This window comes from Cohaesibacter marisflavi (assembly GCF_900115225.1).
GTDB lineage: Bacteria > Pseudomonadota > Alphaproteobacteria > Rhizobiales > Cohaesibacteraceae > Cohaesibacter > Cohaesibacter marisflavi.
Genome location: NZ_FOVR01000003.1, coordinates 76081 through 91059, shown reverse-complemented (window position 1 = coordinate 91059; position 14979 = coordinate 76081). Strand labels below are relative to the sequence as shown.

Here is a 14979-nt window from a genome sequence, read left to right as displayed (position 1 = left end):
CAGAGGCAAGGGTGTGTTTTGCGCGCGATCAGGCGCGGCGCAAAAAGCGTGGCTTTTCACAGGAACGGGCATAGTGGAAGCAGAAGATTTCGTTCCAGCCTGTATCATATCCATCCCGCATCATGGCTGCGATGGCGCCATAGCTATCCCATCCGCCATGCACCAGCTTGACCAGTGTGCGGTGGGCATTCATTTGCAGAAAGCTCACTGTGAGATAGGTCGCATGATCTAGCGGTTGGCCCATATGAAAATTGATCGCAAGCGAGTTGGGCTGATCACAGTCGGCAAAACAGCCCCAGACATGGCGCGTATCATCCGAGGCGATTTCAATGATCGCGCCCCCTGCTACCGGATCGGTTTCGAGTGCCTTGGCGGGCATGCCGGTGCTATGGATCGAAATTGAGCGCGTCTCAAGAGGCCACCAGCTCCCCATGCCCATGGAAAAGAGCTGGTAGGCAGCGAGCGCGTCGCAAGGGACTTCAATCACTTTGACGATCGGTTTGAGCATGGCACAATCCTGACAATACCGCTCGGCGCCTCCGCTGACCAACGGCGATGGTTCAAAGGTTGAGGAAACGACAAATCGTTTTCCCGTTACTTTTTACTTGAATGGCCTTCTTACAAAACTCACCAATCAGGATAGAGATCACGCTCATGGCGCACAAGGCGTCCTTGGTAGGATACCAAAAAGCAAGAAACACAACCCTTTGTTTTAAATAGGTGTTTTTCTGCCATAAAACTGGACGTATCGCCTGCTCGCTGCCCGGCACCAGATTTATGCGCTGATAGCGACCCAAATCAGCGCCGAGAAAGACGCACGCCAAGCATGGTAAAATTGGCAAGTGGGCGGTGTATCCTTACAGAGCAGACTTTACCCACAAGGCTGTTTGGCAGTGCTTTCCTGTGTTCGCTTCTCTTCTCCGGCAGGAGTAGAGGGGGAGGTCGTTGAGGTGAGGGCGGGATCTGTTCCAGCTGTGCTGCGAGACAAGCCGGCTTCGACTTCGCGTTTGCGGCGATGGCGTGTCATCAAAGGACGCGTCGTTTTCAAAACCCGATCAAAAGGGCGGCCCGCTCTTTCCTCCAACCATACAAGCGCGTGATCAAGCCAATCGACATGTTTACGCAGGCGGCGCACAGCATTGCGCCCGACGCGGCTATTGGCGATTAGGAGAAAGGCCCCGAGCGCCAGCAGTGGCACGCCGGTTGGAATGGGAAGCCATATGGTTGCCAGCCCCACGAGCAAGCAGAAGAAGGCGAAGCCAATGATCGCCCATTGCCTGAGATTCGAGATCACCGTCTTTCACTCCTACCAGACGGCAGCGTGCCTGAATTGCAAGCCAAGTCCATCAATCCGACTGAACAAGAATAGAGAATAAAGAGATAGAAGCCTGTTATGGCTCTCCATTTTCTTCCATTAGGCTGCATGTATGACAGCGTGAAGACAAACAGGGCCGTCATGGGCGCTAAAGATCGAGCTTTTTAATGCCATAGCGCAGGCGGGATTCCAGCGGCTGAGTGGTTTTCAGAACACGCACCATCTTGGCCTTGCTCTTGCCCTCGAACCAGCGCATCTGGCGATCAATCAGGGCAAAGCGTCGGCGGGCACCACGTACAAGGGCGCGTCCTCTCCGGCTGTAGGCGATCAGCAGGAAGGTTGCGAAGGTCATAAGAATTGCCCCGATGGGAATGGGCGTCCAGACAGACCCCAGCCCCACAAGAAACAGCAAGATAGCGAAGGTGATAATCACCCATCGCTTTATATGGACCATCTGGTGGCGACCTCTCAAAGGCAATCGGGGTTTACACCCATAACGATCTAAGTCATGCAATATCTAGTCAGCATAATGGCAAGATCAAGTCGATTGTTACCAAAAGCCGAAATTATACAGAAGCAAAGAAACTTGTCGTCACGCTCCTTTCATTATAGAAAGGCGCGCCCGGAGCGCGCAAAAGAGAGCTGCCCGAGGCAGCCCTTTCTGCAATTGCTAGCGGGTGAGTGTAACGACGCATTCCACATGCGGCGAATATAAAAACTGATCCACCGGTGTGACCGAAGCAATTGTGTAGCCGCCATCCACCAGAATGCGCAGGTCGCGGGCCAGCGTGCCCGGATTGCAGGATACGGCAACAACGACCGGTAACTGGGATTTGGCGATCTCCTCGCATTGAGCCTTGGCTCCAGCGCGCGGCGGATCAAACACGAGGGCGTCGAATTTCTTCATTTCTGCGGCCAGCAACGGGCGACGGAACAGATCGCGGCGTTCCATCTTGATGCCCTTGAGCTTGTCGCCAAAGCGCCATGCACGTTCAAGAGATTTGAGCGCCGCATCCTCGCCTTCCAGTGCCCAGACCTGTGCTTTTTTGGCCAGTCTGAGGGCGAAGGTGCCCGAGCCACAGAAAAGATCGATCACACGCTTGGCGTCGCCCACGCTTTCCAGAATCATCTTGGCCATGGCGCGTTCGGCGCTTTCCTCCGCCTGTACAAAGGCCCCGGCAGGCGGGCTGACCTGTGCTGCGCCCATGCGCAATAGCGGCGGGCGGCGCTCGAGCAGCGTCTCGCCATTGGCTGAAAGGCGCGCAAGATCCAGATCTTCGGCCATTTCAACGGCTTTGAGATAGTCTTGGCCACCCCGCATGTCCTTGACGTCATCCAAACTGAGATCAACGCCCGAATGGGTTGCCAGTAGGGTGATGCGGGCCTCTTTCTTCTTGGTCATGAACAGGGGCAGATAGTCAGCCAGCTTTGGCAACAGCGCATTGAGAGCAGGCACAAGCAGCGGGCAATGGTCCACATCGACCACCCGTGTCGAGCGGGCTTCATGATAACCAAACAGCAGACGGCGACCGATGAGGCGCGCGGTCAAAACGGCTCTGCGGCGCTCGCCCGGCTTGGTGGCAACCAGCGGATTGATCGCAAGATCTTCAAAGCCGCGAGAGGCGAGAGCATCCCTCACAAGATCCTGCTTCCATGCGCCATAAGCCTCTGGCGCCATATGCTGCATGGTGCAGCCGCCACAGGTTTGGAACAGCGGACAGATCGGCTCGACCCTGCTTGGGGACGGCGTGACGATGCCTTCGAGTTCGCCGCGCTCTCCCATGGGGGTGACGCGCACGCGCTCCCCTTCCAGAGCGAAGGGAACATATAAACTGCCTCCGCCATAGTAGGCGATCCCGTCGCCCTTTGCGCCAAGCTCGTCAATCGTGATTTCAACAGGGTCTGTCACTGTATGTTTGGTCCTTCAGTGCTGCCGTGCTTTATGGCCTAGGCCAACTGGCCGGGCTTCAAAGCGCATAGTTCAATCAGAGCCTACCGGATTCGTCCGGCTTTGTCGTAGGGCCTTTTCTATTGCCGGGCGAATATACCACCCCGCGTCTTGCGCAATAGCAAAACCCGCCGTGAGTGTCTCACTGCGGGCTTTTTGTTTGTGCATGCCGGATAGATCGGGGCGATGGCCCTCTATCCGGTTCTTTTATTGAGCGGTATCCTTCTCGCGCGCAACGGCCCGCCAGCCGATATCGCGGCGGCAGAAGCCATTGTCCCAACGCACCGCATCCACGGCCTGATAGGCAAGACGTTGAGCTTCTGTGACCGAACGACCACGCGCGCAGACATTGAGCACACGGCCACCGGTGGCCACCAACTTGCCGTCTTTTTCTGCCGTGCCAGCGTGGAAAATGGTGACGCCCTCCAGCGCTTCGGCTGCTGAGAGATCCGCTATTTCAGTGCCTTTCTCATAGGAGCCGGGGTACCCCTTGGAGGCCAGCACCACATTCATCACCACATCATCTGACCAATCAGCCGAAACGCCTTCCAGCTCGCCCTTGGCTGCGGCAAGCAGCAATTCAAGCAGGTCGCTTTCAAGGCGCATCATCAGGGTCTGACATTCCGGGTCGCCAAAGCGCACGTTATATTCGATCAGCTCAGGGCCCTTGTCAGTGATCATCAGACCAACAAAAAGAATGCCTGTGAAGGGCGCGCCGCGGCTGGCCATGCCATTGATGGTCGGGCGGACGATCTTTTCCATGACCTCTTCGGTCAAGGCATCGGTCATCACGGGAGCCGGGCTATAAGCACCCATGCCGCCTGTATTCGGGCCGGTGTCGCCTTCGCCAACGGGTTTATGATCTTGTGCAGAGGCCAGATGCAGCGCGGTCTTGCCATCGCAAAGGGCAAACAGGCTGGCTTCCTCGCCCTGCAAGAAAGCTTCGATGACCACTTCAGCACCGGCTTCGCCGAACGCTCCGTCGAAGCATTCCTTGACAGCCGCTTCGGCTTCGGCATCGCTCATCGCGACGGTGACGCCTTTGCCTGCGGCGAGCCCGTCTGCCTTGATGACGATCGGGGCTGGATGGTCTTTGAGATAGGCAAGGGCAGCGGCGCAATCAACAAAGCGCGCATAGGCCGCGGTCGGGATGTCAAACTCGGCGCACAGATCCTTGGTGTAGCCTTTGGAGCCTTCCAGCTGGGAAGCTTCCTTGGAAGGACCGAATGTCAGGATGCCTGCCGCGCTGAGGCTGTCGACAAGACCGTCAACCAGCGGCGCTTCCGGGCCGACAATCACGAAGTCGATAGCGTTGGCCTTGCAAAAGGCGATAACCGCATCATGGTCGCTCTCTTGAATGTCGGCTTTTTCTGCTAGCGCCAGCAGGCCTGCATTGCCCGGAGCCACATACAGTGCGCCAAGACGGGGGGATTTCTTAAGGCCATAGGCAAGGGCATGTTCGCGTCCGCCAGAGCCGATGAGAAGAACGTTGAGGCGATCAGTCATCAGGGCCACCTTTTGATAGAGACAGGGAACCGCTTGTGCGGCTCGAAAAACAAAGAATGAGACAGGTGATCGTCTGCTACCCTTCAGCCGCCACAAAATCAAGCCCACAAGCAGCCTCAGGGCCAATTGTTGCCCTAAAAGCCATGCACAAATGCTGAAAAGGCATCAGGGACGGTTGATTTGTCCGTTTCTGGGCGCTTCTAATCAATTTGAAGCGCAATAAAAAAGCTCGAAAAAGGAACGCAACGGTATGTAGGGAGGACAACGCAAGAAAAGGCAATTATCGGGCGATCCAACCTAACAAAATGACCGTAAAGACGTAAGCTAAGCACAAAGGCTGCGCCCATTTAGTTTATATAATACAAAATGATGCTGTGCCAGAACACCACAATACAATTTGAGTGGTTGACGCAGACAGGAGCATGGGGCAATGCTCTTACGTGAATAAGGGTTCTCCTTTTCGGCTCACAATCAACGACCAAGGACATATTTATGAAGGATCAGGCGACACTGGGTGAGGGACGCGTTGCAGATGCAGTGCGTGGCCACTGGGCAGACACTTTGTTGCCCGCGTGGTTTCGTCCCTATGCGCGTCTGTCCCGTCTTGAACGTCCCATCGGCTGGTGGCTGTTGCTTTGGCCCTGTCTGTGGTCGCTGACGCTTGCCGTTTCCACGGCACAATCTGGCACATTGCCGCCGATCGAGCATATCCTCTGGTATGGATTTGCGTTCTGGCTGGGCGCTGTTGCCATGCGCGGCGCCGGCTGCACCTATAACGATATTGTCGATCAGGATATTGACGAGAAGGTGGAGCGTACACGCTCACGCCCTTTGCCCAGCCATCAGGTTTCCCGCCGCTTTGCCGGGGTGTGGCTCGCAGCCCAGTTGCTGATTGGCCTGTTCGTTCTTCTGCAATTTAACAGCTACACCATCTGGCTTGGATTTGCGTCGCTGAGCGTCGTGGCCATCTATCCTTTCATGAAGCGCATCACCCATTGGCCGCAGCTCGTGCTCGGGCTGGCCTTTTCATGGGGAGCGCTGGTTGGCTGGACATCCATCACGGGCCAGTTGGCGCTGGCGCCGGTATTGATGTATCTGGGCGCCATTGTCTGGACCATCGGCTATGACACCATCTATGCCCATCAGGATAAAGAAGACGATGTCATGATTGGCGTGAAATCCACCGCGCTGCTCTTTGCTGAAAATACCCGCGCCTGGCTTTCGCTTTTCTATGCTGTGATGGTTGTCTGCATGGCGGCCTGCTTTGCCGTATCCGGCGTTTCCTGGCCTGCCTTTGTCGGACTGGCGGTTGCTGGTCTGCATATGGGCTGGCAGATCTGGAAGCTGGATATTGACAATGGTGGTCAGTGCCTCGCGCTGTTCCGTTCCAACACGCAAGTCGGCTGGATCATCTTTGCCGGATTGTTGGTCAGCATCTGGCTCTAGCCTTCCGCTCTCTCATTTTTTGCTAAAGCTGGCCCCCGGCGTTTAGCCGTCTTTAAACGCGCCGAGTAGATATTCCTTGTTGCCATCGCCGCCAAGAATGGGCGAGGGGATCAATTCGCGTATCTGCCAACCATGACAGGCGGGGTCTTCGTCTCCAGACAGCCAACGGGCAATATCCTGTGCTGTGCGTTCGCCTTCGGCTGGATCTCTCACAAGCCCTCCCTTGCCGATGCCCTTTTTTCCCACCTCGAACTGGGGCTTGACCAGCAACACGGCGAAGGCTCCCGGCTCGGCCATTTCCAAAGCCGCAGGCAGCGCCAGTCGCAAGGAGATAAAGGAGACATCACTGACGAGGGCGCTGAAAGGATCTGGTACGTGCGTGCGATCCAGATGGCGCGCATTGACACCTTCCAGCGAATGAAGCTTGGGATTGTCCAACAGGCTCGGATGCATCTGATCATGCCCGACGTCAATGCCATAAACCGCTGCGGCGCCGCGCTCCAGTAGCACCTGACAAAAGCCGCCGGTGGATGCTCCAATATCGACGGCCACACGTCCCTTCGGATCAAAGCCGAAATGATCAAGCCCGCCGATAAGCTTCAATGCGGCGCGGGAGACATAGCCAGCCGCCGGATCATTGATGGAGAGCGCTACCTGTGGGCCTACCATCTGGCTGGCCTTCGTGGCTGGTTTGCCATCCACTTGCGTAAAGCCACGCTTGATAGCGTCGCGTGCCCGCGCCCGACTGGCGCAAAGGCCCCGTTCGACAAGAGCCTGATCAAGCCGCAGCTTTTCCATGATAGAGGATCCTCTTATTAGGCGGGGCAAAAGAGCAAAGCTCTGGAGCTTCGGTAGCGCCAGCATTGATTTGCCGCCAAACGCAGGAAGCAACTGGCGTGCAGCCCCGAGCCGCCCCAGTCAATAGAGATTGGTCGCCGTCAAATCAAGAGAGTTTGCCCAAAGGACCGGGGGCTGCATTCCTATTCGGCGCTGGCAATCAGGTTACGCAGCTTTTCTACCGCGCTGTCATGTGCTTCGCCAAAGGAAATGGTTCCGGAAAAGGCGCCACCCTTTTTCATCAGGAACACAGAGGCGGTATGATCCATGACATAGTCGCCGTCGCCACTGCCGTCATCCACCTTTTTGGCATAGACCTTATAGGCCTTTATAACAGCATCGGTTTGCTCGCGCGTCCCTCTGAGGCCAATGAGCTGATCAAAAAACGCGTCCACATAATCACCCATGGCCTCCTGCGTATCGCGCTCGGGATCAACGGTGACAAAGACGAAATTCATCTTTTGGGCGTCTCCACCCAATTCCTCCACCCAGAGGGTCATTTCGCTCAGGGTCGTGGGGCAGACATCCGGACAGAAGGTGTAGCCAAAATAGATTGCCAGTGGTTTGTCGGCAAAGTCGGCATAGGTGACCGGTTTCCCCGTATGATCGGTGAGCGAAAAGTCGCCGCCGATTTGCACCTCGGTTTGTCCTTCTTGCGTTTTTTGGACCCGCATTTCTTCACTATACCAAGAAAAGACCAGAATCCCCAATACGATGGCCATGACGAGGCTCATGGCCCAAGAAATGGTGCGTATCAGCTTTTTCATGAAACGGTCCCTTTGGCTACTGGATGAATCTGCGCATGGTTTCAGCGTGATGGGCCTTTCAGTTTTCACAGCTGTGAGGTGAAGTCAACCGGACGAAACTACACATGAGGCTTAAGGATGAGAGGTTTAGGCCTGTATCAGACACCGCTTTGAGCTCACGATTGAGCTGGCAAGTGCCCGAAAGAATGGGCGGGAGCGAGCAAAAACTGGCGCAGATTCGCTTGGCGCTAGCGGTGAGTGAGCGCCAGTTTGATGCCAAAACCCAGAAGCAGCAGCCCCGTGGCCCCGTTAAGCGTGCGTGCAATGGCCGGACGGGCCAGAAACCGGCGTGCCTTGTGCACCATGAGCGCCAGCCCTCCTTGCCACATCATCCCCAACAGAAAATGGATGCCCGCCACCAAAAGCGATTGCCACAGGGCAGACTGGGCGGGATCGATGAACTGGGGCAGAAACATCATGTAAAACAGGATAGGCTTCGGGTTGAGCACATTGGAGAGAATGCCCTCACGAAAAGAGGTGATGAGGGAAACGCGCCTTGCGCCTTCGTGCGCCACCACAAGCCCATGCCCGCGCCAAGCCGACAGCAGGGACTGGAAGGCCAGATAGACAATAAAGAGTGCACCGGCAAATTTGAGCAGAGTAAACAGATAGGCCGATTGGAGCAGGATCACCGAGAGTCCCAGCGCCGAAATGGTCGCATGCACGAAAAGCCCCGAGCAGATGCCGAAACTGGTGGTAAAGCCATCGGTAAATCCGCCACGCGCCGCATTGCGCAGCACGAGAACCGTGTCCATCCCCGGAGCCATGGTCAGGGCAGCAAGAGCCAGAATGATGGTGAGGAAGGGAAAGTGATCAAACATGGCGGACCTCAATCAACAAACACATGCTTATGCTCTTGATGCACAGGGCAGAAGACAAAAGCGGTGACGGTAGAGACGGGCCAGAATGGCCTTTAAGCAGACGATGGATCGATCCGCCTCTGATACTGAAAGCCAAAGGGTGCGGAATAATCCTGGTAGGGTGCGCGCAAAGGAGATCACGGGCACCTCATCATTTCTAGAGCAAGCCGTGATTGACAGCAACAGACAACAGAGGTTGTCTGCGGTGCACCCTTTGCAAAGGACGCTACCACGGGAGACTGCTCGGCCGAGGCGAGCTCAGGTTTCGAACTGATCGTGAGCACCCCAATACATGGCTTCGATCTTGTTGCCCTCAAGGTCACGCAAGAAACAGCCATAATAGGCCTCGCCATAATGAGGCCTTGGGCCTGGCGCGCCATCAGGTGTTGCTCCCATTTTCAGCGCTTTGTCCCAGAAGGCCTGAACCATTTCCTTGCTGGTGGCTAGAAAAGCGAAATGGGTGCCATTCCCCACGCCGGCCTTCTGCTTGTCATGGGGCGTTTGGACCCAGAATTCGGGAAACATCTTGCCAAAGGCAATAGCGCTGACTTCTCCGGGCACATCAACTTCCATGATGACCTTTGCGCCAACGGTTTCCAAAACCGCCTTGTAGAAATCCCGCGCCCTTGGAAAATCATTCGTCCCTACGGATACATGCGCCATGATGACGGGTGGTTCGCTAGTCATTCCGGTCTCTAAAAATATGTTCATGAAATGTTCTTTTTTGAGAATGCACTCAGCGCTCCATTTCGTCAAGCCGTATTTTCTCTTATGCAGACGCGAGTGTGCCTACACAAATACTTAACGCCGGATCGGATTTGTTCGCTTTAATACAAATTCTGGTTCCACGCATTTTAATAAGCCTGTGTCGGTGAGCGCGTTGTGTGAAAATACAACCTTTATGTAGTAAAAGCGTAACACTCTTTGATATTTACTATCCTGAGCATCCTTTCGGTTTCATTGACGGGCTGCGACCGGGGGGTGTCTACAAGACACGGTATTTAAAGGGGACTTCATGGCTGGGGATTCACGCGTTTCTGCGAGTGATGCGCGAGGAGACGATAAGACGGAGACTGAGCTTGAGCAGGTTCTCGCACAAGCTCGCGGTCGTTTTGCCGAGAATCCAAACAGTCCGATACGCAGGCGCGATCTGATTGAAATCCACAGGACCATCGGCAAGCGACATCTAAGGCGCGGCGACAAGTGGTCGACGCTGACCCATTGTGAAGAGATTCTCAAACATTTCGAAGGATTGCTCACCCTGACAAAACATCAGGAAGAGACAAAGCACGACATCAGCATCTGCCAAATCGAACTTGGTGATTTGAGGCGTGCTCTGGGGGATGAGATTGGCGCGCTCGTTGCCTATGGTGAAGCCTTGGCAATTTGTGAAAAGTTGGTGGCCAAAGATCCACAAAATGCCTGCTATAACCGAGATCTTGCAATCGCAAAATGGCGTGCTTCCGAACTGGACCCCAAGAATAGGGATCGTTTTCTGCAAAGCGCCCATGATCATTTGCTTTGCTTGCAAGATCGTGGAGCTCTGGATGAGGCCGATATGTGGATGATCGGTGCCATCAAGGAACAGTGGATGGCGGATGGCCCGTCTTGCAGCCTCTGGCAGAGAATGCGAAGTTTCTTCTTCTAGAATGCTCGACATCTGCCTCGGGAAGGCCGGTTCGGACAATCCGGAAAGGCTATGCCCCGACCTCTTGTAAATGTGACCATTTGGCGATGTCCCATGTTCTTGCTCTCAAGCATATTTCCCTATAGACATTGGGAAATAACGCCGCATCATGTGGCTATTGCTTTCACATTACAAAACCTCATCAGCGCTTGTTTTGTCATCCTTTCGATAGATCCCTGTCCACGATCCGGTCGTATATGGTAAACTGCGTAATGAAGGAAATTATAACCGGCGGTTTTTTCGGTCTTTTGGGACTGATTGGCCTAAAAGGAAAACCAGCGGCGCGAGCAGCCAACTCGAATGCCAAAGAATAACAGGTGACGGAATTGTCCAAGACCCCCACGCTCGACAGTATCAAGTCCATCGAAGATATCCGTTCAATGGATATGGAGCAGCTCAAGGCGCTCACGGATGACGTGCGCACCGAGACCATTGATGCAGTATCGGTGACGGGTGGGCATTTGGGGGCAGGGCTGGGCGTCGTGGAACTGACTGTGGCTCTGCACCATGTGTTCAACACGCCCAATGACCGTGTCATCTGGGATGTCGGTCATCAATCCTATCCGCACAAAATTCTCACCGGTCGTCGCGATCGCATCCGCACCTTGCGTCAGCCCGGTGGCCTTTCAGGCTTCACCAAGCGGTCTGAGAGCGAATTCGACCCCTTTGGCACCGGCCATAGCTCGACCTCTATTTCGGCGGGACTGGGCATGCAGATGGCCTCTGAACTGAAGGGTGAAGACCGCAATGTCATCGCCGTGATTGGCGACGGGGCTATGAGCGCCGGTATGGCCTATGAGGCCATGAACAACGCCGGGGCGCTCGACAGCCGCCTGATCGTCATACTCAACGACAATGACATGTCCATTGCGCCGCCGACCGGCGCCATGAGCGCTTATCTGGCGCGCCTCATTTCCGGCAAGACTTTTCTCTCCCTGCGCGATGCCGCCAAACAGCTGGCCCATCAACTGCCGCGCTTCTTCAAGGAAAAGGCTGCGAAGGCTGAGGAGTTCGCACGTTCTTTCGTCACAGGAGGCACTCTGTTCGAGGAGCTGGGCTTCTATTATGTCGGCCCGATTGACGGGCACAATCTGGAGCATCTGCTGCCGATCCTGAAAAATGTGCGCGATACGGATAAAGGCCCCATTTTGGTGCATGTGGTTACCCAGAAGGGCAAGGGCTATGCGCCTGCCGAGCATGCCAGCGACAAATATCATGGCGTCAGCCGCTTTGATGTGGTCACCGGCACCCAACTCAAGCCGCCCAGCAATGCCCCCAGCTACACAAAGATTTTCGGCGAAAGCCTCGCCAAGGAAGGCGCCAAGGACAAGAAGATTGTCGCGGTTACTGCCGCCATGCCGTCAGGCACCGGCATCGATATCTTCGAAGAGCAGTTCCCAGATCGCACCTTCGATGTGGGCATCGCCGAGCAGCATGCTGTCACCTTTGCTGCGGGCTTGGCCTGCGAGGGGCTGAAGCCCTTCTGTGCGATCTATTCCACCTTCCTGCAGCGGGCCTATGATCAGGTGGTCCATGATGTGGCCATTCAGAATCTGCCAGTGCGCTTCCCTATCGACAGGGCAGGCTTTGTCGGTGCCGATGGCCCAACCCATGCGGGCGCCTATGATATTGGTTTTATGGCGTCCCTGCCCAATATGGTCGTCATGGCTGCAAGCGATGAAGCCGAGCTGGTGCATATGGTCGCCACGGCGCGGGCCTATGAGGATGGGCCGATTGCTTTCCGCTATCCACGCGGTGAAGGCGTCGGGGTCGAAATCCCTGAAGAGGGAGTTCCGCTGGAAATCGGTAAGGGCCGCATCGTCAAACAGGGCAGCAAGGTTGCCATCCTGTCGCTGGGCACACGCCTTGCCGCAAGCCTTGATGCCGCTGAACGGCTAGAAGGCTATGGCCTTAGCACAACGGTAGCCGATGCACGCTTCGCCAAGCCTCTGGACCGGGATATGATTCTGGAGCTGGCTGGTACTCACGATATGCTGATCACCATCGAAGAAGGGGCCGTGGGCGGCTTTGGCTCTCAGGTGCTGCATCTTCTGGCAGCAGAGGGCGCGTTGGATGGTTCCCTGAAGATCCGCTCCCTGACCATGGAAGACCACTATACCAACCATGGCAAACCCGATGTTATGTATAAGGAAAATGGTCTGGATGCCGATGGCATTATCCGCGCCGTATTTGAAGCTCTAGGCAAGGATCTCAACGCCGCGATCGAAGCGGGAGAAATGGCCTGACTGGCTGCCAAAAGGGGATGAAAGCGTTGGAACAAAGAGGGTTTCCCCTCCTTGTTCCCTCAGCAGCGAGTGACTTGAATGCAAATATGCATCTTCGATGAATCAAGCTATGCATTCATCGCATGCCCGCATTCGCCGATTGCTTCTTGTGAAAAGGCCTATTCGGGCCGATATCTATGGCTGTAAATTGGATCCCTTCCAATCTCTGATCGCCGCCCGCCATACTTCAAAACCGCAGCCTCTGACGCGCGACAGGAGACGGATCCTGCTTTCTCAAAAGCTGGTCACCCGTTCGTGACCTCCGTTTTTGGGACAAAAGCTGCATTCATGCGTTGACCTAGTGCGTACCTGCCGACTGAGACAGAACGCATCTCGCTTGCGCGGCGCATTTATGCACTCATTTGGACATTGGCGGATGTCCGGGACCTGAAAGCACCTGTCCATTTGCTTTCTCCCTCTCGTCTCATGATCGCCTCTGGTCAAGTGAGTGCCCATTTATGACCAAGGGACTATATTATGAGCGAATCCATAGCCAATTTTGTTGCAAGAACGCTTGCTGAGGCCGGTATAGAACGCATCTGGGGCGTGACCGGTGACTCCCTGAACGGCATCAGTGACAGCCTGCACCGGCAGAAGAAAATCCGCTGGATGGGCACCCGTCACGAAGAGGCCGCCGCTTTTGCTGCTGGCGCCGAAGCCCATCTGACCGGCGAGCTGTCCGTTTGCGCGGGGTCTTGTGGTCCGGGCAACCTGCATCTGATCAACGGCCTGTTTGATTGCCAACGCAATCATGTGCCGGTTCTGGCAATTGCCGCTCATATCCCGTCTTCCGAAATCGGCTCGGGGTATTTTCAGGAGACCCATCCGCAGGAACTATTCAAGGAATGCAGCGTCTATTGTGAAATGGTCAGCACGCCCGAGCAGATGCCTTATGTGCTGGAAATGGCCATGCGCAATGCGATTTTGAAAAAGGGCGTTGCTGTCGTGGTGCTGCCCGGTGATATCGCCCTTAAGGCCATGCCTGAAGACGTGGACGTGCGCTGGTCCAAACCGGCCCTGCCGGTTGCTCTGCCCGCCGAAGAAGAGCTGGACAAGCTGGCGGCCATCCTCAATAGCGCAAAACGGCCAACGCTTCTTTGCGGTGCTGGCTGCGCTGGGGCCCATGCAGAAGTCATCAAACTGGCCGAAACCATCAAGTCTCCCATCGTCCATGCTTTGCGTGGCAAGGAACATGTGGAATGGGACAACCCCTATGATGTGGGCATGACCGGCCTTATCGGTTTCTCCTCGGGCTATCACGCCATGGAAAATGCTGACACGCTGGTTATCCTCGGTTCCGGCTTCCCCTATCGCGCCTTCTATCCGGCCGATGCCAAAATCGTGCAGTTGGATATCAGCCCTGACGCCTTGGGAGCTCACACCCAGATCGATCTGGGCCTTGTGGGGCAGGTGAAACCAACCCTTGCCGCGCTTCTGCCCAAGCTGGAAGAAAAGAAGCACGATAGCTTCCTTAAAACCGCGATCAAGCATTACAAGAAAGCCCGCGAAGGGCTCGATGAGCTGGCCAAGCCAAGCAAATCCAAACGGGATATCCATCCGCAATATCTGGCCAAGGTCATTGGTGAAAAAGCCTCCGAGGATGCCATCTTCACCGCCGACGTGGGTACGCCAACCGTCTGGGCCGCGCGCTATCTGGAAATGAACGGCAAGCGCAACCTGATCGGCTCCTTCAACCACGGCTCCATGGCCAACGCCATGGTGCAGGCCATCGGAGCACAGGCTGCTGCCCCTGATCGGCAAGTGATCGCCCTTTGTGGCGACGGTGGCTTTTCCATGTTGATGGGGGATATCTTCACCATCAAGCAGCTTGATCTGCCGGTCAAGATGATTGTCTTCCATAATCGCTCGCTTGGCTTCGTGGCCATGGAAATGAAGGCTGGCGGCTATATCTCCGATGATACGGATTTGAACGATCCTGACTTCGTCAAGATTGCCGAGGCAATCGGCATCGACGGCATGCGCGTTGAAGATGATGCGGAATTGCCCGCCAAGATGGAAGAATTCCTCGCCAAACCGGGGCCGGGCCTGATGGATGTCATGGTTGCCAAGCAAGAGCTGGCCATGCCGCCAAAGATCAAGGTCGAACAGGCCAAGGGCTTCAGCGTCTATATGATGCGGGCCATCCTGTCTGGCCGTGGCGAAGAACTGGTTGAACTGACCAAGACCAACTGGCTGCGCTGATCTGCGCATACAATAGCGATCATAAACAAAACCCCGGCGGATCAGGGCGATCCACCGGGGTTTTCTGTTGCACGTCTTGTGCGCGCG

At 55.6% G+C, this 14979-nt stretch carries 14 protein-coding genes; 4 read left to right on the top strand and 10 right to left on the bottom strand.

Going from position 1 to position 14979, the window contains the following annotated elements; all coding sequences use genetic code 11:
- Window positions 1-28 precede the first annotated feature (28 nt).
- The 6 genes from BM258_RS07145 to purD all read right to left on the bottom strand — a co-directional run bounded on the left by BM258_RS07145 (window position 29) and on the right by purD (window position 4769).
- Window positions 29-508: an SRPBCC domain-containing protein gene (locus BM258_RS07145; protein ID WP_090070615.1), complete on the bottom strand. Its 480-nt coding sequence runs from the start codon at window positions 506-508 to the stop codon at window positions 29-31.
- 52 nt (window positions 509-560) lie between these two features.
- Window positions 561-842 carry a hypothetical protein gene (locus BM258_RS07140; protein ID WP_139229225.1) on the bottom strand — a complete coding sequence of 94 codons (282 nt, stop codon included), beginning with the start codon at window positions 840-842 and terminating at the stop codon, window positions 561-563.
- Between the two features lie 29 nt (window positions 843-871).
- Complete coding sequence (locus BM258_RS24435) at window positions 872-1294, bottom strand: hypothetical protein (protein WP_175527970.1); 423 nt, start codon at window positions 1292-1294, stop codon at window positions 872-874.
- A 169-nt stretch (window positions 1295-1463) separates the two neighbouring features.
- The gene (locus BM258_RS07130) at window positions 1464-1769 is read right to left on the bottom strand and encodes a hypothetical protein (protein WP_090070611.1); all 306 of its coding nucleotides are present in this window, start codon (window positions 1767-1769) and stop codon (window positions 1464-1466) included.
- Window positions 1770-1985: 216 nt separating this feature from the next.
- On the bottom strand, window positions 1986-3224 hold the full coding sequence (locus BM258_RS07125) for a class I SAM-dependent RNA methyltransferase (RefSeq protein WP_090070609.1): 1239 nt from the start codon (window positions 3222-3224) through the stop codon (window positions 1986-1988).
- Window positions 3225-3470: 246 nt separating this feature from the next.
- Window positions 3471-4769 carry a phosphoribosylamine--glycine ligase gene (gene purD / locus BM258_RS07120; RefSeq protein ID WP_090070607.1) on the bottom strand — a complete coding sequence of 433 codons (1299 nt, stop codon included), beginning with the start codon at window positions 4767-4769 and terminating at the stop codon, window positions 3471-3473.
- A gap of 492 nt (window positions 4770-5261) precedes the next feature.
- Between purD and ubiA the strand changes: the two genes are divergently transcribed.
- Window positions 5262-6215, top strand: coding sequence for a 4-hydroxybenzoate octaprenyltransferase (gene ubiA, locus BM258_RS07115; RefSeq protein WP_090070606.1), 954 nt, complete (start codon window positions 5262-5264; stop codon window positions 6213-6215).
- A 42-nt stretch (window positions 6216-6257) separates the two neighbouring features.
- On the opposite strand, the gene BM258_RS07110 is transcribed toward ubiA, so the two are convergent.
- The 4 genes from BM258_RS07110 to BM258_RS07095 form a co-directional block, all read right to left on the bottom strand.
- Window positions 6258-7031: a TlyA family RNA methyltransferase gene (locus tag BM258_RS07110; RefSeq protein ID WP_407062706.1), complete on the bottom strand. Its 774-nt coding sequence runs from the start codon at window positions 7029-7031 to the stop codon at window positions 6258-6260.
- Between the two features lie 164 nt (window positions 7032-7195).
- Window positions 7196-7819 (bottom strand): SCO family protein, encoded by a 624-nt coding sequence (locus tag BM258_RS07105; protein WP_090070603.1) that lies wholly within the window; start codon window positions 7817-7819, stop codon window positions 7196-7198.
- A gap of 227 nt (window positions 7820-8046) precedes the next feature.
- Window positions 8047-8679, bottom strand: coding sequence for a LysE family translocator (locus tag BM258_RS07100; protein ID WP_090070601.1), 633 nt, complete (start codon window positions 8677-8679; stop codon window positions 8047-8049).
- A 297-nt stretch (window positions 8680-8976) separates the two neighbouring features.
- Window positions 8977-9405 (bottom strand): VOC family protein, encoded by a 429-nt coding sequence (locus BM258_RS07095; protein ID WP_090071264.1) that lies wholly within the window; start codon window positions 9403-9405, stop codon window positions 8977-8979.
- A gap of 328 nt (window positions 9406-9733) precedes the next feature.
- Between BM258_RS07095 and BM258_RS07090 the strand changes: the two genes are divergently transcribed.
- From BM258_RS07090 to poxB, 3 genes are all read left to right on the top strand, one after another.
- Entirely contained in the window at window positions 9734-10366 is a 633-nt protein-coding gene (locus BM258_RS07090) for a hypothetical protein (protein ID WP_090070599.1), read from the top strand.
- 356 nt (window positions 10367-10722) lie between these two features.
- Window positions 10723-12651 (top strand): 1-deoxy-D-xylulose-5-phosphate synthase, encoded by a 1929-nt coding sequence (gene dxs / locus BM258_RS07085; RefSeq protein WP_407062703.1) that lies wholly within the window; start codon window positions 10723-10725, stop codon window positions 12649-12651.
- Window positions 12652-13167: 516 nt separating this feature from the next.
- Window positions 13168-14892, top strand: coding sequence for a ubiquinone-dependent pyruvate dehydrogenase (poxB, locus tag BM258_RS07080; protein WP_090070597.1), 1725 nt, complete (start codon window positions 13168-13170; stop codon window positions 14890-14892).
- Window positions 14893-14979 lie beyond the last annotated feature (87 nt).